Source organism: Pseudomonas sp. GW823-FHT02F05, assembly GCF_058797315.1.
The window spans coordinates 64,745-90,705 of record NZ_JBXAJM010000003.1 but is presented as its reverse complement, the minus strand read 5'-3'; the positions used below and the strand labels follow the sequence as shown (position 1 = coordinate 90,705).

The following is a 25,961-nucleotide window of genomic DNA, read 5'->3' as shown; positions in this document are numbered from 1 at the left end:
CGAGGCGACGAGCCGGTGCGCTAACACCCGCTCGACGCTGAATCACTCGAACGTGCCGAGTGCTCCAACCAAGGCCTCGCCCCACTGCGCAGGGGGTGCGAAGCCTAAGCGAATCCAATTTCCAAAACAAGGATCACTTATGAGCACACCAATTATCCCGTGGATGGGTGGCAAGCGCCGCCTGGCAGATCGTCTAATTCCACTGTTTCCACCCCATGAATGCTACGTCGAGGTCTTTGCTGGCGGCGCCGCGCTCTATTTCATGCGTCCCCAGGCTGCACCCGTTGAAGTACTCAACGACATCAACGGCGACCTGGTGACGCTGTACCGGGTTGTGCAGAACCACCTGGAAGAGTTCGTGCGCCAGTTCAAGTGGGCGCTCAGCTCACGTCAGGTATTCGAATGGCAAAAGATGACCAGGCCAGAGACGCTCACTGACATCCAGCGGGCGGCGCGGTTTTTCTACCTGCAGCACCATGCTTTTGCGGGGAAGGTCAGCGGGCAAACGTTCGGGACCGCGACCACAGGGCCGGCTATTAACCTGCTGCGGATCGAGGAGAACCTGTCTGCAGCTTGGCAACGGCTGTCTGGCACCTACGTCGAGAATCTGGGGTGGCTTGAATGCGCTGAACGCTACGACCGGCCGCATACCTTCCATTACATGGACCCGCCTTACTGGCAGACCGCAGGCTATGGCGTGGATTTCCCCTTCGAAAACTACGAGCAGATGGCCGAGTTCATGCGACGTTGCAAAGGCAAGGTGATGGTGAGCATCAACGATCACCCTGATATCCGGCGGGTATTTGAGGGGTTTCACTTTGAAACGGTGGATATTCGATACAGCACGGCCAATCAACGCCAGGCGAAGGCGGAAGTTAGCGGCGAATTGGTGATCATGAACTGGGAGCCAAACGCTTTCGGCGGATTATTCTAACGCACCGGCTGGATCAAACTGGGGCCTTTGTTTTTCACGTTGCCCACTGCCAAGTCGACCTTGAACCACTCAAAAGCTTCGGCCGGTTCGCCTTGGAGCAACACCATCTGCTCGGCGCGCTCCTTGGGCGTTACCGGGTCCAACCATTCACGGGCTAGGTCCGGAGTCAACACCACGGGCCTTCGGTCGTGAATATCCACCATGCCGCCGGCACTGTCGGCGGTGATAATTACGAAGCCGTCATGCTCGCCTGGCCCTTCATCGGGGTCAGGTAGCTGGCCGATTGCTGCACATAGTACTGGCGCGCCATCCCGCCTACGGATCAGGTAGGGCTGCTTCTTGGGTCCACCTTCATCCACCCACTCAAACCAGTTGTCGATAGGCGTGATTGCCCGGTGCGGCCAGATCGACCGGAAGAATGGACCGTGGGCTACCTTTTCGACGCGGGCATTGATCGGCGCAGCACGGTCCTTCGCCCAGTGTGGACGCCAGCCCCATCGCACCGGATCGGCATGCAGGAGATCGCCCTGCAGGTGCAGCAGCGCAACCGCAGTTGAGGGCGCCACGTTGTACCGCTCGATTGGCTGGTCACCCACGGTGTTCGCTAGAGCGTTGGGCATGCTCAGTGCAGCAACGAACTCGTGGATTCCCCGGTACTGTGAAAGTCTTCCGCACATGGTTTGGCCCTCTATCCGATTGAGCTTAGACAATCGTGGTGGTCAGGGGCCTCATTTCAATGGCGATCCGCCGCAAGGTGTCAGCCTCTCGCTTACGGGAGTTAGCTAATAGAGTCAGGTCCGCGATCTCTTTGCGCATTGCTGCTGCTTCAGCCCCGCGCTCACTGAGATAGATGGCGAACTCACTGTTCTTTGCCTGGGTTTCCAGCAGCATTTGACTGATGCCGAAGATATCCGCCCGCGCTTTGCGTAGCTGAAGGTTCAGTTCCTGGATCTCGTTCTCCAGAAGACGGCAGTGCTGTCGGTACATTTCCAGGGGCGTAGGGAGACCGAGCCACCCACAGGTGTCTTCATCGAGGTTCATGGTAGGTTAATCCTAAAGCTGTATGTGCATACAGTAATCGAGGTGTTGACCTGATGCGATCTGAGGCGACGAGCTGTAGGGGAGCAGGTCCGAAGCGATCCAGGGGATTGGCGTGCTACAAAGGCCAGTGACGTGCATCATCACCTGGCGCGCGCCGTCGTCCCCCCACCTCGCCTGCGGGCTAAATAGGTCTCTTTTTCTGCGCCCCTGCGGACCACCCCCGGCGGCTCAGGCTGGGCGCTTGCTTGGCGTTGTGGGGAGGTTGAAAGCCTGCGGAACCCTGCACCGAGGGGGTGTTTCTTCAAAAGGTCTGGAGGCGTTGCTGTGTAGGTAGAGGGGGGGGGATTTCAAAAAGAGTAATTTCGGTAACCACGTATGGGTAATGGGCTGGAGGCCACGTGTTCCGTGGGGTTGGGTGTTACAAAAAGGAGTAACAGAGAAGTAACTGAAAAGGTAATTATTCTCCAAGCTATTGTTTTTAAAAGATTTTTATAAATACGAAAATTACGTTTATAAAGAGTAATCAGATTACTTAAATGTTACTTAAAGATTACCTTTCGGTTGAGGTGAAAACCCCTTTTATTTCAGTGGCTTGAGCGTCAAATACGGTCAAGATTACTAATGTTACTCTTTTTTTTTGCCCAGGAAATTTTGACACTTTTGCTTCTGAGTGAAGGGGCACGTCTGCGAATAGCAGTTGTTCACGATGATTTGTTCGCGGTCTGGGGCTGAGCATGCGTGTCGATGGTGTTGTGATGGGAGCGTCAGGCAATCGTTACAGCAAGACGCGTGGATATCGGCCAAACGTGGGCATATGCAACTAGGGCTTCCCGGGTTTAATTACCCGGTTGGCTTGGGCTGTGGTTTTTACATTGCGATAGCAAGCTCTTCGACATTGTCGCTTCCAAATAGGTAGTTTATCGATTCGAGGGCGGCACACGGCATGGTTTGCGTAGCGAGCACCGCGAGCCTAGTCATGGGGCGGGATATGGAGACATAGAAGAGGTTGCGGGAACGATAAAAGCCCTTCGTATTCTTGGCATTCAGTGCTTTTGTCTTAACAAGCTCTAGTAGCTGAGGCCAGTTGTAGTGATTCCAGCCGCCTCCCAGCACTACCAAAACGTTCTCAAACTCTGCCCCCTTGACGCTATGCTGTGTGGCAAAGGAGGTCTGTTTTTCAATGAATTTGGCCACCTCGATAACCTCTCCGTAAGGTATTTCCCGCAGTTTGCTATACCGCTGAAGTGCGGAGGCATCGTCAGGTATGGGGTCTCCGTTAAGGGCTCTGAGCTCTTCGTCGCGTCGGAGCAGGCGATCTGGTGGCGTAGGGCGTTTCGTTGTTTTTAGGTGATCGATGACCTGCCCAATCGTGCCATCTGCACGCAGCATCTGGAGAGTATCCATGTCGCGACGCCAACAGGTTTTGTCTTCTTGCTTGGTGATCGTAGGACCGGAGCCGAAAACCCTAAACATATCGCCGAAGCGAGATGCGCCATAGGCCGCACACATCGGTTCTACTACTTCTACAAAGAACTTGATCGCTGGGTCTTCCTTCTTTACAAATTGTTCGGTGCGACCGCTGAATACCTCGGCGATGTTGGGATAACCCTGTTCAGCGGCCAGGACGTTATGGGTAAGCATTAGCACCTTCGTCTTGCTCAGGTCCCAGCCCTCGGCTTGCAGCCGCTGCATCAAGTCTTCTCGAGTGCGTCGCGCCAGGTCGGGTGGAAGATCCTCTTTGGAGTGCCTGTCACTGGTCCGTTGGCCTTTATAGGCGTTGGCATGAAAGAACCGTGCCTCTCCCTTCGCATCGGGGTCATAGACAGCTTGCTTCAGTTCAGGGCGCAGTTTGTTCAGTACTTCGACAATTGCAGGCACCGATCGAAAGTTGGAGCCTTTGGGGATTTCTTCTATCGGGTACTGTGCGAGCTCGTATTCACTACGATAAATAGTCTGCCAGTGGTCCCCAAATAGACCAACGAGCGGGCCTGTGGCGGGCCTCAAGAAGTGCTCGGTAATTGCCTCCATGAATTGGGAGTGAGTATCTTGATACTCGTCGATGAAGATCACTGGAAACTGTTGGCTCAAGAGGCGTCGAAACTTTTCCTTCTTCAGGAGTTTGGCCATCATCTCCGGAATGTCGTCGTGGCTTAGCGTGATTTTGTCGTTATCAACGCTGAAGTATCCCAGGTTGTAATCCACAGGCTTTGATCCGATTCCTCCGCCTTGTTCCACCTTTTCTTTCCGATCATCCATTTCACCCACGAGGTCGCGCAGCGCTTTTTGAAACTGGTGCAGGAACGACCAGGAAAATCCGTGGATGGTATTGACCAAAATGGCGGGGTGATCCTCAATCTCCTGGGCAATTTCGTTACGGGCAACCTCGGTGTAGGTGATGCAAGCTACCTTTTGCCCTGCTTGAACCAAGGCTGAGCCTCGCTCTGTTATCAATCGCTTGAGCGCGGCGACCAAGGAGTACGTTTTGCCTGCGCCTGCGCCGGCTTCAAGGCGAAAGCTACAACCAGCATCAAGGGAATCATTGATCTTTCTTTGGGCTTCAAGTGCCGCAACGAGTGCAGGATTCTCAGTAGGCTCCGTCATAACACCTCCTCCTTAACTGGTACTTCCGCGTTCTGCGCGGGAGGAGGCGGGGCGGAAAGCCATGTCAGGCCTTCCTGGATATAGCGGGGTACCGTCCATTCCTTTTCGCGAATGGCGAACCGCAAAGCCGTATCCGCTTTCGCGAGCCCCTTGGCGATCTCCCATGCCTCAGATGCCTCGTCCTGTTCCTTGGGCCATTCAAATCGATCGGGGTTTGCAAGGACTAATGCATCCTCATAGCTGCGGGCACAAATGTTAGTGCCGGGTTTCTCCGCAATCTGATAGGCGATGCGACGGAAACCGCTTTGCTTCTGTTCGGCAGTTTTGGCAATAAGCTCTGCCGGGGTGATCTGCCAGCCCTCCTTATCCGCGGCATCGTGGGGACGAAACCAATCTTTGATTGATGTATTCGAAGTGCGCTCGCCTTCAGCCACGGGGCACTTGTCCCAGGTCGTAATTTTTTTCCCATGTTTGTTCTGCTTTTCCACCGGTTTGGTGGAATCCAGGTCGGTGACGACCAAAGTCTTGAGCTCGAGAAAATCTAGGAGTGGATAAAAGATTTGCGCATAAGCTCCGCCGACCTCGACACAGGTCACATACTGCCTGGCCAGTTTGTACTTTTCCTCCAGCGACTTATCAACCAATTCGCACAGACGGGGCATCAGTAGCCTCTCCGTTGTTCCCTCAACCATGATGGCCTTGTCCGCAAAGTACAGGTCACACTTGGTTAACGTCATGTACTGGTGCAGGAAGTCTTGGTCGTCGGGAGAGATGCTGCTCAAGCCCTTCTTGAAGTCTTTAACCTTGGTCTGACGAGCATTTGCCGGGGTTGGTAACTCATTTAGGAAATATCGCACTGCTTCAAACGATGCGGTATTTGCCACATGCGGAGAGTGCGTTGTGATGACAAACTGAACGTTCCACGGAGCTTCTTCAGGGTAGCTCTTAGACAGTTTTCCAATGGCGGCATTGAGCTGGTTGATGAAAACTTCTTGCATCTGCGGATGCAAGTGAGCCTCAGGCTCTTCAATGAATATTAGGTGAGTTGCTGGGCGGGTTGTCTTGGCTCGGTAGACCTTGTGATAACTCTGTAGCTGCAACAGCATGTAGATCAGGTTGCGAGTTCCCAAACCATTATAGCCCTCTGGGAGATGTACCCCATCTGTGCCTGTGTAGACCACCCTCGTATGGTCCGAAAGAAGGGCCTCAACGTTCAACGAGGTCTCTGGTCGAAGCTCGGTATCGTTGAGACTCGGAAACCCCAATACTTCCATGGCTGGTAAGAGCTTTTTCAGCATCTCGTCGAAGTCGCCTTGAACATTGCGCTCAATGTCTTCGACAGATGCCTTCAGCTTCGCCGCGAGTGCCTGATCAGCCGCCGCGGCATTTGGTGCGGAGGCAGTTTTGAATAACGCGCTGAGTAATTTTCCAATTACATCCGCATCGCCATGCTTCGCGTGATCGAGAGTTCTTTGTGCCCGAACGAAATTACACTGCAGCAAAGCCGCTAGTGCGGCCGTACCCTCAAAATCACGGCGATTGGTATCGTCGGTGGGGTCGATGGCGAACACATGGATGCTGTATGCCTTGGGTACCGTGTCGCGTAATGAGCGGAAGAAGTGTGTTCTAGGTTCTACACCGTCTGGTGCGGGAGGGGCATCTAACAGTGTGTGGAAGGTTGCCAGTGTTGCACGATATTCGAGGCGCACAATGGCCGTGGTGGAGTCTAGGTCCAAGTCAATGACGAAAGGCGAAAGAGGTCCTAAATTTGGGACAGTGCTGTCGTAGCGAAAGGTAAGCGTAATAGCTAGCGTTGGGAGTGCCGCGAGTACGTCCTCCGGCTTGGCCTCCTTTTGTCTAAGCGTCTTTGCAGTGAAGAATCGCTCCCGCTGTGAGTTCGAGAAGTCTTCAAGGCGAAACCGCGCCCCGGTATCTCCAGTGAAGCGATCAAAAATATCGGTAAACGATGTCTTGCCACTGTTGTTGCGTCCCACGATCACTGTGGAATTTTCTTCCAGCATGATCTCAACATCCTGAAGCAGTCGAAATCCCTCGACCCTAACCTTCTCGACTCGCATTCTTGCTCCCCCGATCGGTTGTCCTAAGTGGTTTCTTATTCGCCGGAAACCTATATTTTTGTCCTAACATCGGTGATGTCAGGTGAGATCCGCCCCTCTCAAACGAGCTAGGCCTTGCTTAATATGGCCCGCGTTTTCACCAATCGTGTGAAGTGCCCCCCGAATATTGTCACCTAGCGCTAAAGCGTTTTGCTGCTCAGCCCATAGAGTCAGCTCCATCACTGCCGCTTCCAGAGCCAGTTGATTTTCATAAAACCGTTCCAGAACGTCTGTCAGTGAGTACTCGCTTGCCATGGTGGACTCCTCAGCTGGAAAGAAAGCAAGCATAGCAGTGGTAATGCTCGAGATTGATATAGCCAGCGAGAAAGGGGCGGGACATCAGTTTACGGGGAGAGTGGTGGTACGAAAGTGGTACGGGTGCTCAATGATCGTTCTGAAGACCATGCAACGCCTGGTCTACAGGTTTAGTCATTCCAATCCATCATGGGGGCGACTGAAAAGCGGCGGGAGAGTGGGGCGGTTTGTAGGGACATGGGGGATCTGAGTCAGCGAGGCGAATGGGGCACAGTTTATCAGGGATGCTTGTCAGGTACTTGGCGGGTTCTCAAGCCCAGCCAGCCAATCATCGGTGGTAACCCGAGTGCATGCTCGGTAGGCTTTCGACGCGCAGCTTGTGTTGATTATTTATTGTGGATACGATAATCACATGCATATTACCTATGACCCAGCCAAAGACGCTCGTAACGTTGAAGAACGCGGACTCCCGTTTGCGTTAGTGCGGGACTTTGAATGGTCTACGGCCTTGATCGTGGAAGATGATCGATTCGACTACGGTGAGTGTCGTTATCGAGCGATGGGATACATAGGGGAACGGCTGCATGTCGTAGTGTTCACCCCACGGGGGGACGCGGTCCACGTCATCAGCTTTCGTAAAGCCAACAAACGGGAGGTCAAAAATTATGACCAAGAAACCCAGCCCTGAGAAGGTCGATACAGCGAACCCTGAGTGGTCGGCTGAAGACTTTGCTAAGGCCAAGCCAGCCAGCGAGGTGCTTGTGGGATTGTTTGGCAAAGCTCAGGCGAAGGAAATGCTCAAACCCAAGCGCGGGCGGCCAAAGTCGGTAGCCACTAAAGAGCACGTTAATGTTCGTTTTGATGCTGACGTGCTGGAGCGATTCAGGGCTTCTGGGCCAGGCTGGCAAACGCGAATGAATGCCGCCTTGGCTGATTGGCTTAAGACGCATACACCGGATGAACTGAAGGCCTAAGGCAAAAAAGCCGCGGATGACGCGGCTTTTTGCTGTCTTGTGATTAGCTTTTTCTCAGCGATGGTATAAATAAATCTGTCCGTTTGTGCTGTCTTTTGGTGTTGTTTCAACAGGAATATTTCGTGAGTTGGAGCCACGCGGTACTAAGCTGGCCGGCGCAATCAATCCACGATAATCAAGGAGAGGCTGATGAGTAGTTCAGGAGTTCCTGTTATCGACAAGGAACAGTTAATCAGGCTTAGAGATAGGCTATATAGAGCAATTGATAACAACCGCTCAGACAGATGGTGTTTGGCGCTTTGGAGTAGGTTTGTCAGAGCTAGAGATGCTCACCAGTGTGTCGTCTGTAATTCTGACGATCGGGTCCAAGCGCATCATGTTTTTAGACGGACTTTGTTTTCGCAGGCGCGATATGAACTCGGCAACGGAATTACGCTGTGTTTCGAATGCCACAAGGTTGCACACGAAGGATTTAACGGCCGGCCGGATATGACGCTGCCGATAGGTGCTCAAGGGGGGGACGACCAAGACGAGATCGCCTTCTACTATCGAAAGCTGCTTGAGTCCTCAGACGCTTTAGATTTAGAGCACGATGAGTTTTTTACGTTGAGCGATGAAATGCTTAGATTTTTCGTCCGAGTACAGGGCTACGAATACCTCCATAAGGCAGTCGTTGCGAATCAAATTACTGGGTTGGTGATGGCGTATGAAATTTGGGTTCGTGGTCCAGAGCAGGTGACTTTAGCTATTTTAAAGGCAAACCTTCCTGGATATTTTTGACCTCAAGTCTGTTCCACTCTCGATCCACTGCCCGTTTCGCCGTCTTCTCCATAGCATATAACTACCGTAATCGTCGAGGCTTGCTCTGACCTCTGCTTTCACTGCCTTTACCGGTCCCTCTGTCGCGGTAGTACGCGGTGACCCCAATGAATTCCCCCTTGTTATCTTCCGTCAGGTCTTCAATGGTATCCTCCGGCAGCTTGGACCCCAGCTCCAGGTTGACGATGGTTTTGGCCAAGTTGGCGACAGAGTTGGACAGGTCTTCCGAAAGGTTTAGGGATATCCGAGTCATGACAGCCATCGGTGATGGACTGTCTGTATATTTTTACGGAACAGAATTTAATAGGCGTTTTTTTGGAGGGGTGTGGTGATTTATATTGAGTTTTTGAGTGGTTTTTTAAATAGGTTTTTAGGGCTGGTTTTCTTGGTATTTGTTGTATTTCAGTTTTTATTGTTTAAGTTTTATTTGCCCGGTTATATCAAAAAGAAAGGTGAAAATCTCGCTACGAAAGAAGATGTTGCAGGTATTACTCATCAAGTTGAACGCGTGAGGACGCAATATCTTGTTGATTTGGAAGGTTATAAGAACTTAATTTGGAAGGGGCAGCAGCGTGAGGTGTGGCTGAAGGAAGAGTTTGATCTTAGGCTTGATACCTACAAGACTGCAATTTCTCTTATTTATAAGTACGTGGAGCAAATTGAGAATTATCATATCGCGCACTTGTCGTCGGGTGTTAATGAGGCCATTTTTCTTTATATTGAAGCTAAGGAAGAGGCTTTTTTTGAAGGGGTAAAAGAGAGCTATCGAGTTGAGTATGAGTCAACTAGAGAGAAATCGTTGGAGTGGTATTTTAAGTGTAAAGAGGTTGAAGTTGAGCTTCGTGTGGTTTTGGGGGTTGTAGATGTTTATTTTGATAGTGAATTGTCTGGTCACTTAGATGGTTTGATAGCAAAAGGTGTTGATGCTGCAAGGACCTTTTGCCGCGTTGAAGAGCTGTATCGCTCTGTGGAGAGTGAATATGAAAAACTACAGAATTATGTTGCCGTTAGCAATGCAGTGATTAAGAAGTATCACGTAGAGTTTAAAAAACTTATTCCTACTGTTGAAGCTGAGTTGTGCTTGAAAAATTTGAAGGGTTTCGTGGTGCGGGAAAGACGTGAAATTCTTGAGGGTTCCTGAGCTTTTATTTCGACTATTTAGTTGTGAGTGAGTTTTCTACTAATGTCCCGCGTGAGCAGTTAGTTAATCTAAAGTCCTCGGAATTATAGCGCGAAATCATTTAAGTAAATAAACGAATTAACTGTGTAGGACAAGTGTCTAAGAGCTTGTGGGTGCATCTTACACCGTGGAGCGCTGGGTTGAATCAGCAGGTCGTGACTCATTCGTTTTTCTTCTCTAAGTCCACTGTGGGAGGTATTGTGGTCTGACTCAGATGTCCCCCTCTCAAAGTACTTTTGGATGAGTCTTCCCGCTCTGTATGGGACTCGACTGTCACTTTTCTTTGGTGAAGATGTATTTCGCCTGTCTTTATGTCTTTCAATACAGCCTTTGCTGCGATTTTCCCTTCGAACCTTGATGTTGTTTTGATGGCGCGTATATTATATTTGAAGGCGATTTTTCTAGCTTTAACTTGCCGTGTGTACAGTCTGGCCAGATTATATAGTGGTTCGTAAAGTTATATACCTTTATGCGGTTTTCAAACTCTTCAAATTTTCCTGAGTTTTCTGCGAGTTCATTTTGCAGTTTGGACCATTTAACGATAATGTTGCCGGATTCATCAACTATTGTGATTTTATCCGTCATTCCTGATATTTCGATGGAGTCACCTTCTCTCAGTGTTGTATTTGATTCAATCCAGTTGAGATCAAATTTTAATGCTGGGCGCACATTATCTAAATAGTACATTGTGCCTGCAGTATGTATGGTTTTAATGTCAAGTGCTAATTCTAGATCTTCGGCTGTAGGTTCTCTAAGCATTTTCAATGCTATGCCTTTATGGTCTGCGAATACCTTTGCACCTTTTTGATATCCGGTTTTTGTTATGAATATTCCTTGTATATTACCTATATCATCAAGAGCTGCTGCGAAATCTCTCACCTTGCCAACCGTTATTGTAGATGTATAGTTTTTACACTCAACGGCAACGCGATGAACCAGTCCTGCGACTTTGAATTCCCAATAAACATCTAGCTGATGCTTTTGTGTCGATTTTCCAGCGAGGTTTACATTGTGTTTTACTAAGATTGTATCGAATCCATCAGTTCTAAGGATTTCTTCGTATACCTCTCTCGTTAGTTTTTCGTATTCGGTATCCTGGTTCAACATGTTCGGCTCCTTGGATTTGATGCCAATCGGAGTGAAGTGTTCAGAGCTTTATTTTTGAAGATCTTTACGGCAGTACATATGGCAAAGCCAGACTATGATATTCCATAGGAACCTTCCGACACTTTTCTCGGCTTGCCTGTCAGACCTACCACCGCTAACCTTCTCAAGCTGCTGTATGTAAACCCAGTGGCCGGAGGTGGAAGTCCGAACTGCTAAGGCGTTTTAACTCCCGAAAATATTTGGAGCTTCGCCCATGCACAACAACACAAACAGTTCTTCAACTGATCAAACCGCATCGTCCGTGGATGCCAAGCTTCAAGCCGCAGCCCAGCGAGCAATCCATCATCACTTGCCCCCATCCGACGACGCTGCGCCTGTTGAACTCCCAAGCAACAACCTATTCCTCGTAAACCCGACCATCGACCCCGAAACCCTCCTGGCCAATGCCGCCGAAAACCTCGCATCCGCCAACGAAATGGCCGCCACCTTGGCGTTCGACCTCGACGACTCCCAACGCGCCATCGCCCTGGGCATTCAGCAGTTAATCGAGTTGAGTTCGCTACTCGTTGACCGAGCCCAGGAGCAGGTTGCGCCTGTAACGGCCCCAGTCAAAGCCTGACAACCAACCCTGCCGCCTTGCCCTAAGGCGGCAACCTGAACTCATGCTGTCACCCAGCAAAGTTTCATAATTCCCTGCGCTGTTGAGGTCTACGATCCCCTACTGAGAGAGGACCCCAGCGCCTCCAGCCCATAGGGAACTGAAACCATGATCTCGAACCTCGTCAAAGTCGTGATGATCACCGGCACGTTGTTGTTAAGCGCTTGCTCATCTTCATCGCGCGTGACCAACAGCGACCCGTGCTTTTCAGGCGGGTGCCAGGCATTTGGCGACCATAGCCCCAACAAAGCCGCGAAAATGAATTTTGGTGGCAGTGGGCTGGGGAGTAGTTATGGGGAGTATGGTTCGGGGCTGTTGCATGATGATTGATGGGGTGGGGGGCAAGCACTAATACCTGTCAGTTAAGCGTCATCGCCTTCTGTAGGAGCGAGCTTGCTCGCGAAAAACGTCAACGATAACGCGGGCTTCCTGAAGAAACGCGGCGTCTGTGAGTTTTTCGCGAGCAAGCTCGCTCCTACAAGAAGCCCTCCCACAGTTTGATCCAGTAGGGCGTTAATGGCCGCCTTTCATCCGCCGGGCAATCAGGTAGAGGCCCAGCCCCACCAGCGCTGTAGCAGCACCGATGTAGCCGGTACTGGTCCAACCCAACCCTGCCGTAATCGCCATCCCCCCAAACCACGGTCCCAGCGCATTCGCCAGGTTAAACGCCGCATGGTTGGACGCTGCCGCCAAGCTCGGCGCTTCGTGGGCGATGTCCATCAAGCGAATCTGCAACGGCGCCGCCAATGCGACCATGGTGCCCACCAGCCCCATGCTCAGCAGCACGCCCCACAGCGAAGACGCAGCGAAGGGGAAGAACAACAACACCGCCATCGACCATACCAATATCAAACCCACCGCCCGAAACTGCATGCGATCAAACAGCTTGCCACCGGCAATGTTGCCGATGATGCCGCCCACGCCAAAGGCGGCGAGGCCGAAGGGGATCCACTGCGGCGAGACTTTGGTCACTTCCAGCATGGTCGGCGCCAGGTAGCTGAATACGCAGAACATGCCGGCAAAGCCAATTGCGCCGATGGACAGGGCCATCCACACCTGGGGTTTGGTGAAGGCGCGCAGTTCCTTGCGCGGGTCGCTGCGTTGTTCGTCGTGGCGGTGGGGCACGAATTGCCAGACCAGGGCGATGGTGAGCAGGGCGATCACGCTGACCAGGGCGAACGCCGAGCGCCAACCCAGGTGTTGGCCGAGGAAGGTGGCAATGGGGTTGCCGAGCAGCATGGCCAGGGTCAGGCCCATCATTACGCGGGCCACGGCGCCGGCGCGTTTGTCGGTGGGCACCATGCTGGAGGCGACCACGGCGGCGATGCCGAAGTAGGCGCCGTGGGGCAGGCCGCTGATAAAGCGGAAGGCCACCAGCGAGCCGAAGGTCGGGGTGAAGGCGGTGGCGAAGTTGCCCAGGGCGTACAGGCCCATCAGCAACAGCAGCATGTGTTTGCGCAGCAACTTGGCGCCGAGGATGGCCAGCAGTGGGGCGCCGACCATCACGCCCAGGGCGTAGGCGCTGATGGCGTGGCCCACCTGGGGTTCGCTCAGGCCCAGGTTCTGGGCGATGTCGGGCATCAGGCCCATGATGGCGAATTCGCCGGTGCCGATCGCGAAGGCGCCCACGGCCATGGCCGCTTCCATTTTGGCGGCGCTGCGCGCGGGCAGTACCTGCCCGGATGATTGCTGGATAGTCATGGGTAACTCTGTGTGAAAGGTGTGCACGAAGGACAGTCGCCGATGCTACGCAAGCCGCGACGAAGGTGTCTAGAACCGCCATTTTCGGCAGAGTTCCACGCCTGTGACCGCAGGTCGCGGCTGCCAGGCTTGACAGGGGCGCATTAAAAGCCGGGATTTAGGCCTGTCAATTGGCCAAACGGCGCATAAACGCTGTTTAGCGTGATATTCTGCGCGCCGTCTTGGGCTAGTCTTTCCCTGGTGCGTACACCCGTATACGTCCCAGCGGTTGGCTGTCGCCCAGGTAGCTGAAGCCAATAATGATAAGAAGTCAGCGCAGAAGGGACATAACAGTGAGGTCGATCCATCGGCCTTGTGTGCCCACCCTGCAGCCTTTATGTGACTGTGCAGACCCCGCGGTACGTTGCCTGACGTAGCGTGAACGAGGGTTACTCATGATCGGAGGCGGTAGGGCGGATGGCGTTTTATCATAGGTGCTATTGATGTTTAAAAAAGTAAACACTGCCCTGCTGGGGCTGGCTTTGTCGATGGGGATCACGTCCGTTCACGCGGAAGAGGCAAAGAAAGTCGATGTGCTGCTGATCGGCGGCGGCATCATGAGTGCAACCCTGGGTGTCTGGCTCAATGAGCTGGAACCGGATTGGTCGATGGAGATGGTCGAGCGCCTCGATGGCGTGGCCGAAGAAAGCTCCAACGGCTGGAACAACGCCGGTACCGGTCACTCGGCCCTGGCTGAGCTGAACTACACCCCGGAAGACAAGAACGGCAACGTTGAGATCCCGAAAGCGGTCGAGATCAACGAAGCGTTCCAGATCTCCCGTCAGTTCTGGTCCTGGCAGGTTCAGCAGGGCGTGTTGAAGAACCCGCGTTCGTTCATCAACTCCACTCCGCACATGAGCTTTGTGTGGGGCGATGACAACATCAAGTTCCTGAAAAAACGCTACGAAGCCCTGAAGGCCAGCCCGCTGTTCGCCGGCATGCAGTACTCCGAAGACCCGGCGCAGATCGCCAAGTGGGTTCCGTTGATGATGGAAGGGCGTGACCCGAGCCAGAAAATCGCGGCCACCTGGAGCCCGATCGGTACCGACGTTAACTTCGGCGAGATCACCCGCCAGTTCGTCGCTCACCTGCAAACTACGCCGAAGTTTGACTTGAAGCTGTCGAGCGAAGTGCAGGACATCACTAAGAACGCCGACGGTTCGTGGCGTGTGAGCTACAAAAACCTCAAAGACGGCACCAAGACTGAAACCGACGCCAAGTTCGTGTTCATCGGCGCCGGCGGCGGTGCCCTGCACTTGCTGCAGAAGTCGGGCATTCCTGAAGGCAAGGAATACGCAGGCTTCCCAGTCGGTGGTTCGTTCCTGGTGACCGAGAACCCGACCATCGCCGAGCAGCACCTGGCCAAGGCCTACGGTAAGGCTTCGGTAGGTTCGCCACCGATGTCGGTTCCGCACCTGGACACCCGCGTGCTGGATGGCAAGCGTGTGATTCTGTTTGGCCCATTCGCCACCTTCTCGACCAAGTTCCTGAAAGAAGGCTCGTACCTGGACCTGCTGACCAGCACCACCACCCACAACATCTGGCCTATGACCAAAGTGGGTATTCGTGAATACCCACTGGTCGAGTACCTCGCCGGCCAACTGATGCTGTCTGATGATGACCGTTTCAAGGCGCTGCAAGAGTACTTCCCGAACGCCAAGCAGTCCGACTGGCGCCTGTGGCAAGCCGGCCAGCGCGTGCAGATCATCAAGCGTGATGAAGAGCAAGGCGGCGTGCTGAAGCTGGGTACCGAAGTGGTCAGCTCTGCCGACAACACCATCGCAGGCCTGTTGGGTGCATCGCCAGGCGCGTCCACCGCGGCTCCGATCATGCTGACCGTGCTGCAAAAAGTGTTCAAGGACAAGGTAGCAAGCCCGGCCTGGCAGGAAAAACTGCACCAGATCGTGCCAAGCTACGGCACCAAGCTGAACGACAGCCCTGAAGCGGTTGCCAAGGAATGGGCCTACACTGCCGGTGTGCTGCAACTGACACCACCGCCAGCGATCCCGCAATTGGCCGCTCCACAGGCTACCGAGGCTGCCAAGCCTGCGGCTGAGCCAAGCAAGCCGGTTTCTGACCTGGCGCTGTAAGCCTCACCCACGAAAAAGCCCGCTGAACCGGTGACGGTCAGCGGGCTTTTTTGTGGGGAAATGTTCAGGAGAGCGGCGGGTGTCGCTCCACCGGGGGCAGCTCAACCGCACGCTCGGCCGCCGCCAGCGCAGCCTTCAAGCCAGCCTGGTCCAGGCGCACGCAGTACGCCGGTTTGGCCCGCTCGAATCGCCAGCTTTCATCCAGCTCACCAGCGTCGACGGCATCGAACCCCAACTCATCGAGCAGTTGGGTCACGACGGCCTTCGCGGTGGCGTCATCCGCCGCGACGGGCAGCGCCCGCCGATCAGGTGCACCGTGAGGGCGGGCGTCTTGCGTCAGGTCGGGGGCGAAGATCGCGTTAAACACTTTCACCACGTGTGAATGTGTCAAATGGTCGGCCAGCAAGCGGCTGGTAGTCGTTTCAAAGCGGTCCAGCTCTGGGATATGCCCATCGCGGTCGGGGTAGTAATTGTTGGCATCCATCACCGTTTTACCCTCCAGCCATTGCGCGGGCACGCTGCGGTAGTGTTGAAAGGGAATCGCCACTAGCACCACATCGCCGAACCGTGCGGCATCGTCTGCGCTGCCAACTTGCACACCGAGTATGCCGCTTACCACGCTGCTCATGGTGTGCGGGCCGCGGGAATTGCTCAGCATCACCTCATGCCCGGCGGCCAAGGCCAGTTGTGCCACAGCACGCCCAATGAAACCTGCTCCAATTACGCCAATCTTCATGTGCTTGCTCCGATGGAAGTACGAAGTGGCTATGATGATTGGCAACCATTTGGCGATAAATCGCAGTTGTGGCGCGGCTGTTGTTACTAGGGGTAGGGAATGATGGATCGTTTATCAAGCATGAATGCCTTTGTGATGGCTGCTGAGCTCGGTTCCTACGTGCGTGCCGCTGAGCGCTTGAATATGTCACCGCAAATGGTTGCCAAGCATGTCACCGCCTTGGAACAACGCTTGGGCGCGCGCTTGCTTAACCGTACTACGCGAAGGCAAAGCCTTACGGAGTTGGGGAGCGCTTACTACGAACGTTGCAAGCACATCCTGACGGAGACTGAGGCGGCGGATTCCCTTGCGCAAATCATGAACGACACCCCGCGTGGCAAGCTGAAAATCACCGCTCCGGTGACGTTCGGCTCCTACAGCCTGATGCCGTTGATCACCGGATTCTTGCGTGACAACCCGGATGTGCAAATCGATCTGCACCTTACGGATCGTTTCGTCGACCTGGTAGAGGAGGGCTATGAGGCGGCTTTTCGTATCGGCCCCTTGGGGACCACTGGCCTGACCGCCCGGCCGCTGGCGCCGTATCGCCTGGTTGTCTGTGCGGCACCGTCCTATTTGCAGGCGCGGGGCACACCGATGACGCCGGCAGACCTTGAGCATCACGAATGCCTGGGCTATGCCTTCTGGTCACGCCCGGCAGATCGTGAATGGGTGTTTTACCAAGGTGCGGTCCCGCACAGGGTGCAGGTAAGCAGCCGTTTGCAGATCAACGAAAGCAGGGCGCTGATGTCGGCGGCGCTGGATGGTTTCGGTATCGTGCTCGGCCCTGAAGACTTCTTGCGCAGGGCACTGGCCGAGGGCCAGTTAGTGCGGGTGCTGCCGGACTTTGACGCGCCAAGTCGATCAATGCATTTGGTCTACACCGCGAATCGGCAGCGCACGGCTAAGTTGCGGCGGTTTGTCGACGCCGTATTACAACGTTTTGGCTCGGTTTAAACGCGCGAGCTCTCTCACCTGTTCATGCAGATGCAGCGCCAGCAGTGCCCGTTCGACTTGAGGCCGGTGGGTTCAGCAATCTGACAGACATTTCCTGTTAAAAATAATCAAAGCCCATGCAGGAGCCCGGCTGGAATAAAGGCGGATTACTTTCTGATGCAGGTGCAGGGCGTTCGCGCCCGAGGGTTTTGTATGTTGTTACGTTATGCAGCATTGGCCGCCATGGTGGTGGCGGCGTCCGGGTGTGTACAAGAGCGTGTAGTACATGAACGCAGGCCGGTGCAACGTGAGTATGTTGAGGTGGTGGCGCCGCAGCCGCCTCCGGTGCAGGTGATAGAAGTCGAACCGGCGGTACGCGAGGGTTATATCTGGTCACGCGGTTACTGGCGTTGGGAAGGCGGGCGCTATGTGGCGGTGCACGGCCATTGGGAGCCGGTGCGCCAGGGCTATCGTTATGTACACCCGCACTGGGTGCAGCGTAATGATGGCTACCACTGGCAGATCGGCGGCTGGATACGCTGACCTAACCTCCTTCTCTGTAGGAGTGAGCTTGCTCACGAAAAACGTCAACGGTTACGCGGGCATTCAGGTTGCACGCGGTGCCTGTGATTTTTTCGGGAGCAAGCTCGCTCCTACACAAACAAAGCGGGCTAGCCGAGCCGTTTCATTCCCGCTGCCTTGGCCGCGTTCAGATCAAAGGTGGCGGTGTACTCGCATCCCGCCGCATGGCCACAGCGTTCAACCAGGCAGTCGGCAAAGTCGGCTTTGCCTGCGCTGAACTTGCGCAATGCCTGCCAGATGATATCGGCGTGCTCGACGGTCAGTTCCCGCGTGTGCAACAAGGTTTCCAACACCATCACCACCTCGCTTTTGGCCGACTGGTAGCAGGACTGCAACACCCACACCAGCTCCGTAAGCGTCACCAGACTGACAAAGCCTGGCGAGGTGGCGGTGAGCGATTCGATGAGCTGGGACGCCTTGGCTGATTGAACCGGATCGTCCTGGGTCACGTAACGCACCAGCACGTTGGTATCCAGGCCGATCATCCAGCTGTTGCTCCCTGGGCCGCGATGGCGCGGTTCATGTCTTCGATAGACACGGCATGGGCAGGCTTGCGGATCAAACCCTTGAGGTCCTTGACGGTTTTGCTCGCGGCAATCATGGAAAACTTGCCGTCTTCCATTTCGACGAATTCCACCCGGTCGCCTGTTTCCAGGCCCAGGGCCGTCCTGACCTGGACTGGGATGGTGATTTGCCCTTTTGAAGTGAGTGTGGCGGTGGCCATAGTGAAGATCTCCATCGTGATATTCCTTACCTTAAGGTAAGGAATGACGGAGGACAATATCCGTTGGTCCATAGGTCGCTCGCTGAGGTGAATGAGTCGGAATAGTAAAACCCTAGTCCGAACTCTTGTTCCTCACACGCGTTGCTATGTCCCAAACGAATACAAACTATGACCGACCGCCGCTGGCTTATTGCACCACGCGATAGCACGGCACATACGCCGCTCCGCCCGGCAGTTTCATGCGGTGCTGGGCCACGAACGCCTTCAATAATTCATCCAACGGTTTCATGATCGCCGGGTCGCCGTGGATCTCATACGGGCCGTTCTCCTCGATCAGGCGAATACCCTTGTCTTTGACGTTACCCGCCACGATCCCCGAGAACGCCCGGCGCAGGTTGGCCGCCAGTTCATGGGCCGGCAGCGCGTGGTTGAGTTGCAGGCTGGCCATGTTTTCGTGGGTGGGGTCGAACGGGCGCTGGAAGCCTTCGTCGATCTTCAGCAGCCAGTTGAAGTGGAACGCGTCGTTACGCTCGCGGCGGAATTGCTTCACCGCCTTGAGGCCGGTGGTCATCTGGCGGGCCACTTCAGCCGGGTCGTCGATGATGATCTGGTAATGCTTCTGCGCCGCTTCGCCCAAGGTGGCGCCGACGAACGCGTGCAATTGTTCCAGGTAAGGCGCGGCATGTTTCGGCCCGGTGAGCACCACCGGGAACGGCAGGTCGCGGTTGTCCGGGTGCATGAGGATGCCGAGCAGGTACAGGAACTCCTCGGCCGTGCCGGCGCCGCCGGGGAAGATGATGATGCCGTGGCCCACACGCACGAAGGCTTCCAGGCGCTTTTCGATGTCCGGCAAAATCACCAGCTCGTTGACGATGGGGTTCGGCGCTTCGGCAGCGATGATGCCTGGTTCGGTCAAGCCCAGGTAACGGCCATTGGTGATGCGCTGCTTGGCGTGGGAAATGGTTGCGCCCTTCATCGGGCCTTTCATCACGCCGGGGCCGCAACCGGTGCACACGTCGAGGCTGCGCAGGCCCAGTTCGTGCCCGACTTTCTTGGTGTATTTGTATTCTTCGGTGTTGATCGAATGGCCGCCCCAGCACACCACGATCTTCGGCTCGACACCCGGGCGCAGCGTACGGGCGTTACGCAGCAGGTGGAACACGTAATCGGTGATGCCTTGGGAGTTGCTCAGGTCGATACGCTGGCTGTCCAGCTCGTTCTCGGTGTAGACGATGTCGCGCAGGGCGCTGAACAGCATTTCGCGGGTGCTGGCAATCATTTCGCCATCGACGAAGGCATCGGCGGGGGCGTTGAGCAGTTCCAGACGTACGCCGCGGTCCTGCTGGTGAATACGCACTTCAAAGTCTTTGTAGGCGTCGAGGATGGTCTTGGCGTTGTCGATATGCGCGCCGGTATTGAGAATCGCCAGGGCGCATTGGCGGAACAGGGTGTAGATGCTGCCGGTACCGGCTTCGCTCAGTTGCTGCACTTCACGTTGGGACAGGGTTTCGAGGCTGCCCTTGGGGCTGACGGAGGCGTTGATGACTTGACGTTGGGGCATTCTGATTCCTTGAAAGCATAGCCACCGCGCCCGCTAGGGGGCGATGGCTTGAGAATGGTGAGCGCCAATTAAGGTCGCACGAGACGGTTATTTACCTCAGGCGCAAGGCCCAGCGCAAATGCCGTCCAACACCATCATGCCGCAGAACTTACTGAATCAGCTTCCAGTTTTTGTAGAAAACCCGACGCAGGGTAAAGACCAGGCCGGCAAACCCTGCGATCACGGCGTTGAGCACCGAGGGCAGCAGGGTCGGGCGCACAATATCAATGAACAGGCAGTAGCGTTTGGCGTCGTTTTTGTTGAAGGAGGCGTGCATCAGCGTGTCATCGAAGATAAACAGCGGGTCGTCGTGCCAGTAGTGCTTGTGCTTGCCCACCTGGATGTACACGCCCTCATGGTGCGGTGCCGGCGCCATGTTGTAGAGCACACGGAACATCATGCGCAGGGGGCCGAAGTGGAACGAGGTCGAGCGGTTCTCGTTGAACACCGAGACGCCGATGGTTTTCACGAACGGCAGTTTCTTGCGCAGCTGCGGGATATCCAGGGTGGTTTCGATCGGGCGACCGTACCACTGGAAGAACAACATGCCGCGTTTCTTCTCGGCCATGCGCTCGTCCAGGTAGCTGATGATTTCATCCTTGCGGGCCATGGCGTCGTCGATCACCTGTTGCAGGTCTGCGCGCCAGGCCGGTGGCAGGTCGTTCATGGTGTAGACATGCCGGTTGTGGCTGCTGAGCAGGTCGAGCAGGGTGTTGAACGGTGCCAGCACCCAGGTATTACGACCGTTGCCGATAAAATACTTCTTGATGGTGTCGCGGTCGTACAGGCCGTTACGCAGGAAGTCATAAACGCCGCAGCACACCACCAACAGCAGAAACACCAGGCAACTGCGCGGGAAACAATAGATCAATAGCAGAACGCCGAGTACCCACGCCAGGGATACCAGCTTCTTGCCGACAGCATTTTTGCTCATGAAACGAGGCTCCAAAGCCGAAACATATTGAAACAATCTCGTCATCATAGGGGTTTATGGGGCCGGCAGGCGTTTTTAAATAGGGTGAAATTGTGAAGCTGCTGCACAATTTGTAACCGTTGCCGTGCAGGCTCCGACGTTTTGTGGATTGAATTTTGAGAACAGAAGATTTGCGACTATCGTGACGCTTCGGTTTTTCAGGCGTCATAGACCGGTACGATTGAAGTTGAATGGCCACTATTGGCCTTCGGCACCTTGGAAGAGGCAGAAATTTTTATGATCATCAAACCGCGGGTTCGTGGCTTTATCTGTGTGACCGCTCACCCTGTTGGCTGTGAAGCGAACGTCAAAGAGCAGATCGACTACGTAACCAAAAACGGCGTCATCGAGGGCGGCCCTAAAAAGGTACTGGTCCTCGGTGCCTCCACCGGCTACGGCCTGGCCGCGCGCATCAGTGCTGCGTTTGGCTGCGGCGCCGACACCCTGGGCGTGTTTTTTGAGAAAGAAGGCGAAGAAGGCAAGCTGAGCTCCGCCGGCTGGTACAACAGCGCGGCGTTCGAGAAGTTTGCCGTGGAAAAAGGCCTGTACGCCAAGAGCATCAACGGCGACGCGTTCTCCGACGAGATCAAGCGCCTGACCATCGAGACCATCAAGAAAGACCTGGGCAAGATCGACCTGGTGGTCTACAGCCTGGCCGCGCCACGCCGTACCGACCCGCAAGGCGTGGTGCACAACTCCACCCTCAAGCCAATCGGCAAGGCCGTGACCCTGCGCGGGATCAACACCGACAAGGGCGTGGTGGTCGACACCACGCTTGAGCCTGCGACCCAGGAAGAAATCGACGGTACCGTGAAGGTCATGGGCGGCGAAGACTGGCAGCTGTGGATCGACGCCCTGCGTGACGCCGATGTATTGGCCGAAGGCGCCAAGACCACCGCGTTCACCTACCTCGGTGAGAAGCTGACCCAGGACATCTACTGGAACGGCTCCATCGGCGAAGCCAAGAAAGACTTGGACAAGAAAGTTTTGACCCTGCGCGAAAACCTCGCTGCGCTCAAGGGCGACGCCCGTGTGTCGGTGCTCAAGGCCGTGGTCACCCAGGCCAGCTCGGCGATCCCGATCATGCCGCTGTATCTGTCGCTGCTGTTCAAGGTGATGAAAGAGCAGGGCACCCATGAAGGCTGCATCGAGCAGGTCTACGGCCTGTTCAAGGACAGCCTGTACGGCAGCGAGCCGAAACTCGACGCCGATGGCCGCCTGCGTGCCGACCTGGCCGAGCTGGAACCGAAGGTTCAGGACGCCGTGGCCGCACTGTGGAACCAGGTGACCGACGACAACGTCAACGAGATCAGCGATTTTGCCGGTTACAAGGCTGAATTCCTGCGCTTGTTTGGCTTTGAAGTCGACGGCGTGGATTACGACGCGGATGTGAACCCGACCGTCAAAATCAACGGCCTGATCCAGGCTTAAAACGCGGTCAATAAGGTGGAAACTGGCTTGCCCTGATGCCAGTCAGTTAACGCAAATCCCCTGTGGGAGCGGGCTTGCCCGCGAAGGCGGTGTGTCAGTCGCAGCATCTGAGGCTGTACGACCGCTTTCGCAGGCAAGCCAGCTCCCACATTTGATCTTCGTTGCTTTGAGCATTGCGTTCGCTCAATTTGGCCGTGCCTCCTCCCCTCTGTCTTTTCAGACACTTCTTACATCTCGGCGGGCGCCTCCCTCTTTCAGATCTGTCAGACTCCAGCAGCTATCAAGCCACGCTAACGGAGGATCTGATGACGATTCGTGCAGTAGTTTTTGATTTCGGCGGTGTCCTGTTCGACTGGAGCCCGCAGCACCTGTACCGCAAGCTGATTGCCGACGACGTCGAGCGCCAGTGGTTCCTCGACACCATCTGTACCCAGGACTGGAACACCGAGCAAGATGCCGGTCGCACCCTGGCTGAAGCCACCCGCACCCTGGTTGCCCAATACCCCGAACACGAGACCCTGATCCAGGCTTATTACGAGCGCTGGCCCGAAATGCTGCGGGCTGAATTACCCGAGGGCGTGGCGATTCTCGAAGCGTTGCATCAGGTTGAGATGCCGCTGTTCGGGCTCACCAACTGGTCATCTGAAACCTTCCCTTACGCCCGGGCCAACTATCCATTTCTGAAGCGTTTTCGCAATATTCTGGTGTCTGGCGAGGTGAAGTTGATCAAGCCTGACCCGGCGATCTACCACGCCAGCCTCAGTCAGGTGCGTGAACACTTGCCAGACATACAGGCCAGTGAAGTGGTGTTTATCGACGACGTCGCCGGCAATATCGAGGCCGCCATCGCGTTGGGCTGGCAGGGTATTCACCACGTATCGGCCGAGCGCACCGCCGCGCGTTTGCGTGAGTTGGGCGTGGCGTTCTAGCGCGCCCATTTCTCCATTACAAAGTCGACGAACGCCCGCAGCTTGGGCAGGCGATAGCGGTCCTGGCGATACATCAGGTGCATGGGGCGGCTGGGCAGTTTATAGGTGGTCAGCAAGGCCACCAGCTTGCCGCTCTCCAGGTCCGGTTGCACCAGGGCATCGGCCAACATGCTGATGCCCATGCCGTTGATGGCGGCCTGGCGCAAGCCTTGGGAGCTGTTGATGGTCAATGAGCCAGACACCGGCACCTCCACTTCACCTTCATCGCCGGTCATGCGCCAGAGTTTATCGGTGTCGCGCCAGTTGTCGTTCGCGGGGTAGGCGAATGCCAGGCAGTCATGCTGCTGCAGGTCATCCGGGGTGTGCGGTGTGCCGCGTCGCGCGAGGTAGGCAGGGGAGGCGCAAAGGGTGAGGGTATAGGCCTGCAGAGGCCGGGCGATCAGGCTGGAGCTTTCCAGTTCGCCGAGACGGATCGCCACGTCAAAACCGCTGTCGACCAGGTCCATGCGCTCATTGCTCATCACCACGTACAGGTCGATAAGTGGGTAGCGCTGGGAAAACTCACTCAAGGCCGGCACTAGGCGTTCAGTGCCGAACACCGGGGGGGCGGTGATGCGCAGGCTGCCTATGGGGGTTTCGCTGTGGACCTGCTCGGCCAATAACTCGGAGTCGGCCACCAGCCCCAGCACTTCCAGGCAGCGCTGATAATACTGCCCGCCAAATTCGGTGAGGTTCTGTTTGCGCGTGGTGCGTTTGAGCAAGCTGACGCCAAGCCGTTGTTCCAGCGCTCGCAGATGGTTGCCCACCATGGTGGTCGAAATCCCGCATTCCTGCGCGGCGGCGGTCATGCTGCCGGTCTCGACGACTTTCACGTACACCGACATTGCCTGGAACAGATCCATTATCAAGCCCTGGTTTAAAGTTATTGCAGCAATTCTGCGTTTATCCAGCGAGGGTGGTTAACCATACTTGATCCACCCCAACGATGCACTGGAGCCGCCACCATGACCGCCGCCTGCCTGATGAGCACTTATCAACCCCTGGCCCTGAGCTTCACCCGCGGCCTGGGCACGCGCCTGTGGGACCAACAGGGCCGCGAATACCTGGACGCCGTGGCCGGCGTGGCGGTGACCAATGTTGGCCATTCCCACCCCAGGTTAGTGGCCGCCATCAGCGAACAGGCCGGCTTGCTGCTGCACACCTCCAACCTCTACAGCATCGACTGGCAACAACAATTGGCCCGGCGCCTGGCCCAGCTGTCCGGGCTGGACCGCGCGTTCTTCAACAATTCCGGCGCCGAGGCCAACGAGACGGCGCTGAAGTTGGCGCGTTTGCATGGCTGGAAAAAAGGCATCGAACAGCCGTTGGTGGTCGTGATGGAGAACGCCTTCCACGGCCGCACGCTAGGCACCATGGCTGCCAGCGACGGGCCTTCGGTGCGCCTGGGGTTCCAGCGATTGCCCGGCGATTTCATCAAGATTGGGTTTGGCGACATGGCGGCTCTGGAGGCGGTCACCGCGCAGTTCGGTACACGCATCGCGGCGGTACTGCTTGAACCGATCCAGGGTGAAAGTGGCGTGTTGGTGGCGCCGGCGGGCTACCTGAAAGCCATGCGCGATCACTGCACGCGCCACGGCTGGCTGATGATGCTCGACGAAATCCAGACCGGCATCGGGCGCACCGGCACCTGGTTTGCCTTCCAGCACGAAGGCATCGTGCCGGACGTGATGACCCTGGCCAAAGGCCTGGGCAATGGCGTGCCCATCGGCGCCTGCCTGGCCCGCGCTGCCGTCGCTGAGCTGTTCACCCCAGGCAGCCATGGCAGCACCTTTGGCGGCAACCCGCTGGCGTGTCGCGTCGGGTGTACGGTGCTGGAGATTATCCAGGAGCAAGGCTTGCTCGAGAACGCTGCGCGCCAGGGAGAACACTTACTGGCCCGGTTGCGGATGGAGTTGGAGGAACATCCGCAGGTGCGGGCGATTCGTGGCAAGGGCTTGATGATCGGCATTGAACTGGCCAGCCCTTACCGCGACCTGGCCCAACGGGCAGCGCAGGAGCATGGGCTGTTGATCAACGTCACGCGGGGCAAGGTCATTCGCCTGTTGCCGCCACTGACGCTGGAGCGCAAGGAAGTGGAGATGATCGTGCGAGCCATCACCCGCCTACTGGACTGAAAGACGATGCTCGTTCCCACGCTATGCGTGGGAACGCCTCCTGTGACGCTCTGCGTCACGCGTTAAGAGCGGACGCGGAGCGTCCAGGGCAGCATTCCCACGCAGAGCGTGGGAACGATCAGCAGCGTGGGAGCGATCAGAAACACTTACTGGCCCGGTTGCGGATGGAGTTGGAGGAACACCCGCAGGTGCGGGCGATTCGTGGCAAGGGCTTGATGATCGGCATTGAACTGGCCAGCCCGTACCGCGACCTGGCCCAACGGGCAGCGCAGGAGCATGGGCTGTTGATCAACGTCACGCGGGGCAAGGTCATTCGCCTGT

General features: G+C 55.7%; 26 protein-coding genes and 1 pseudogene. 14 read left to right on the top strand and 13 right to left on the bottom strand.

What is annotated here, in order from left to right; all coding sequences use genetic code 11:
* Positions 1–139: 139 nt before the first annotated feature.
* A complete protein-coding gene (locus AC1RAC_RS05445) occupies positions 140–934 on the top strand; it encodes a DNA adenine methylase (RefSeq protein WP_492616343.1) in 795 nt (264 codons plus the stop codon).
* Here AC1RAC_RS05445 and AC1RAC_RS05440 read toward each other — a convergent pair.
* From AC1RAC_RS05440 to AC1RAC_RS05420, 5 genes are all read right to left on the bottom strand, one after another.
* Entirely contained in the window at positions 931–1,611 is a 681-nt protein-coding gene (locus AC1RAC_RS05440) for an SOS response-associated peptidase family protein (RefSeq protein ID WP_492616342.1), read from the bottom strand. The genes AC1RAC_RS05445 and AC1RAC_RS05440 overlap by 4 nt on opposite strands.
* 25 nt (positions 1,612–1,636) lie before the next feature.
* A complete protein-coding gene (locus AC1RAC_RS05435; protein ID WP_492616341.1) occupies positions 1,637–1,975 on the bottom strand; it encodes a hypothetical protein in 339 nt (112 codons plus the stop codon).
* A gap of 867 nt (positions 1,976–2,842) precedes the next feature.
* Complete coding sequence (locus AC1RAC_RS05430) at positions 2,843–4,576, bottom strand: UvrD-helicase domain-containing protein (protein WP_492616340.1); 1,734 nt, start codon at positions 4,574–4,576, stop codon at positions 2,843–2,845.
* The gene (locus AC1RAC_RS05425) at positions 4,573–6,654 is read right to left on the bottom strand and encodes an ATP-dependent nuclease (RefSeq protein WP_492616339.1); all 2,082 of its coding nucleotides are present in this window, start codon (positions 6,652–6,654) and stop codon (positions 4,573–4,575) included. The genes AC1RAC_RS05430 and AC1RAC_RS05425 overlap by 4 nt, the downstream gene beginning before the upstream one ends.
* Positions 6,655–6,732: 78 nt before the next feature.
* The gene (locus AC1RAC_RS05420; RefSeq protein WP_492616338.1) at positions 6,733–6,948 is read right to left on the bottom strand and encodes a death domain-containing protein; all 216 of its coding nucleotides are present in this window, start codon (positions 6,946–6,948) and stop codon (positions 6,733–6,735) included.
* 412 nt (positions 6,949–7,360) lie between these two features.
* On the opposite strand from AC1RAC_RS05420, the gene AC1RAC_RS05415 reads away from it, so the two are divergent.
* From AC1RAC_RS05415 to AC1RAC_RS05400, 4 genes are all read left to right on the top strand, one after another.
* Positions 7,361–7,636, top strand: a complete 276-nt coding sequence (locus tag AC1RAC_RS05415; protein WP_492616337.1) for a BrnT family toxin — start codon at positions 7,361–7,363, stop codon at positions 7,634–7,636.
* The gene (locus tag AC1RAC_RS05410) at positions 7,614–7,922 is read left to right on the top strand and encodes a BrnA antitoxin family protein (RefSeq protein WP_054919831.1); all 309 of its coding nucleotides are present in this window, start codon (positions 7,614–7,616) and stop codon (positions 7,920–7,922) included. The genes AC1RAC_RS05415 and AC1RAC_RS05410 overlap by 23 nt, the downstream gene beginning before the upstream one ends.
* 189 nt (positions 7,923–8,111) lie before the next feature.
* Entirely contained in the window at positions 8,112–8,702 is a 591-nt protein-coding gene (locus tag AC1RAC_RS05405; protein WP_125919845.1) for an HNH endonuclease, read from the top strand.
* A gap of 367 nt (positions 8,703–9,069) precedes the next feature.
* Entirely contained in the window at positions 9,070–9,882 is an 813-nt protein-coding gene (locus tag AC1RAC_RS05400; protein WP_054919823.1) for a hypothetical protein, read from the top strand.
* Between the two features lie 357 nt (positions 9,883–10,239).
* Here the strand turns inward: AC1RAC_RS05400 and AC1RAC_RS05395 are convergent, their stop codons facing one another.
* Positions 10,240–11,028: a restriction endonuclease gene (locus AC1RAC_RS05395; protein WP_492616336.1), complete on the bottom strand. Its 789-nt coding sequence runs from the start codon at positions 11,026–11,028 to the stop codon at positions 10,240–10,242.
* Positions 11,029–11,281: 253 nt separating this feature from the next.
* Between AC1RAC_RS05395 and AC1RAC_RS05390 the strand changes: the two genes are divergently transcribed.
* Together AC1RAC_RS05390 and AC1RAC_RS05385 are read left to right on the top strand one after the other, a co-directional pair.
* Positions 11,282–11,647 (top strand): DUF6124 family protein, encoded by a 366-nt coding sequence (locus tag AC1RAC_RS05390; RefSeq protein WP_054919819.1) that lies wholly within the window; start codon positions 11,282–11,284, stop codon positions 11,645–11,647.
* A 147-nt stretch (positions 11,648–11,794) separates the two neighbouring features.
* Complete coding sequence (locus tag AC1RAC_RS05385; RefSeq protein WP_072446759.1) at positions 11,795–12,016, top strand: hypothetical protein; 222 nt, start codon at positions 11,795–11,797, stop codon at positions 12,014–12,016.
* A 183-nt stretch (positions 12,017–12,199) separates the two neighbouring features.
* Here the strand turns inward: AC1RAC_RS05385 and AC1RAC_RS05380 are convergent, their stop codons facing one another.
* A complete protein-coding gene (locus tag AC1RAC_RS05380) occupies positions 12,200–13,387 on the bottom strand; it encodes an MFS transporter (protein WP_492616335.1) in 1,188 nt (395 codons plus the stop codon).
* A 482-nt stretch (positions 13,388–13,869) separates the two neighbouring features.
* Between AC1RAC_RS05380 and mqo the strand changes: the two genes are divergently transcribed.
* The gene (mqo, locus tag AC1RAC_RS05375; protein ID WP_034126666.1) at positions 13,870–15,516 is read left to right on the top strand and encodes a malate dehydrogenase (quinone); all 1,647 of its coding nucleotides are present in this window, start codon (positions 13,870–13,872) and stop codon (positions 15,514–15,516) included.
* 64 nt (positions 15,517–15,580) lie between these two features.
* Here mqo and AC1RAC_RS05370 read toward each other — a convergent pair whose 3' ends face one another.
* A complete protein-coding gene (locus AC1RAC_RS05370) occupies positions 15,581–16,285 on the bottom strand; it encodes an NADPH-dependent F420 reductase (RefSeq protein WP_254914269.1) in 705 nt (234 codons plus the stop codon).
* Between the two features lie 66 nt (positions 16,286–16,351).
* Here AC1RAC_RS05370 and AC1RAC_RS05365 point away from each other — a divergent pair, with 66 nt between their 5' ends.
* Positions 16,352–17,248, top strand: coding sequence for a LysR family transcriptional regulator (locus tag AC1RAC_RS05365; RefSeq protein ID WP_096144380.1), 897 nt, complete (start codon positions 16,352–16,354; stop codon positions 17,246–17,248).
* Positions 17,249–17,440: 192 nt separating this feature from the next.
* Positions 17,441–17,770 carry a YXWGXW repeat-containing protein gene (locus AC1RAC_RS05360; RefSeq protein WP_034127032.1) on the top strand — a complete coding sequence of 110 codons (330 nt, stop codon included), beginning with the start codon at positions 17,441–17,443 and terminating at the stop codon, positions 17,768–17,770.
* Positions 17,771–17,898: 128 nt separating this feature from the next.
* Here AC1RAC_RS05360 and AC1RAC_RS05355 read toward each other — a convergent pair whose 3' ends face one another.
* From AC1RAC_RS05355 to AC1RAC_RS05340, 4 genes are all read right to left on the bottom strand, one after another.
* Complete coding sequence (locus tag AC1RAC_RS05355; protein ID WP_054898630.1) at positions 17,899–18,294, bottom strand: type II toxin-antitoxin system VapC family toxin; 396 nt, start codon at positions 18,292–18,294, stop codon at positions 17,899–17,901.
* A complete protein-coding gene (locus tag AC1RAC_RS05350; RefSeq protein WP_032892812.1) occupies positions 18,291–18,548 on the bottom strand; it encodes an AbrB/MazE/SpoVT family DNA-binding domain-containing protein in 258 nt (85 codons plus the stop codon). Before AC1RAC_RS05350 ends, AC1RAC_RS05355 begins: the two co-directional genes overlap by 4 nt.
* 172 nt (positions 18,549–18,720) lie before the next feature.
* Positions 18,721–20,094, bottom strand: coding sequence for a nucleotide 5'-monophosphate nucleosidase PpnN (gene ppnN / locus AC1RAC_RS05345; RefSeq protein ID WP_032892811.1), 1,374 nt, complete (start codon positions 20,092–20,094; stop codon positions 18,721–18,723).
* Between the two features lie 148 nt (positions 20,095–20,242).
* Positions 20,243–21,067, bottom strand: coding sequence for an aspartyl/asparaginyl beta-hydroxylase domain-containing protein (locus AC1RAC_RS05340; RefSeq protein ID WP_054898629.1), 825 nt, complete (start codon positions 21,065–21,067; stop codon positions 20,243–20,245).
* A 276-nt stretch (positions 21,068–21,343) separates the two neighbouring features.
* Between AC1RAC_RS05340 and fabV the strand changes: the two genes are divergently transcribed.
* The gene (fabV, locus tag AC1RAC_RS05335) at positions 21,344–22,537 is read left to right on the top strand and encodes an enoyl-ACP reductase FabV (RefSeq protein ID WP_032902674.1); all 1,194 of its coding nucleotides are present in this window, start codon (positions 21,344–21,346) and stop codon (positions 22,535–22,537) included.
* A 305-nt stretch (positions 22,538–22,842) separates the two neighbouring features.
* The gene (locus tag AC1RAC_RS05330) at positions 22,843–23,466 is read left to right on the top strand and encodes an HAD family hydrolase (protein ID WP_197900487.1); all 624 of its coding nucleotides are present in this window, start codon (positions 22,843–22,845) and stop codon (positions 23,464–23,466) included.
* Here the strand turns inward: AC1RAC_RS05330 and AC1RAC_RS05325 are convergent.
* Positions 23,463–24,368, bottom strand: coding sequence for a LysR family transcriptional regulator (locus tag AC1RAC_RS05325; RefSeq protein WP_492616334.1), 906 nt, complete (start codon positions 24,366–24,368; stop codon positions 23,463–23,465). The genes AC1RAC_RS05330 and AC1RAC_RS05325 overlap by 4 nt on opposite strands.
* 102 nt (positions 24,369–24,470) lie before the next feature.
* Here AC1RAC_RS05325 and AC1RAC_RS05320 point away from each other — a divergent pair, with 102 nt between their 5' ends.
* Positions 24,471–25,640 carry an aspartate aminotransferase family protein gene (locus tag AC1RAC_RS05320; protein WP_492616333.1) on the top strand — a complete coding sequence of 390 codons (1,170 nt, stop codon included), beginning with the start codon at positions 24,471–24,473 and terminating at the stop codon, positions 25,638–25,640.
* 140 nt (positions 25,641–25,780) lie between these two features.
* A pseudogene (locus tag AC1RAC_RS05315) lies at positions 25,781–25,961 on the top strand (aminotransferase class III-fold pyridoxal phosphate-dependent enzyme); the annotation flags it as partial.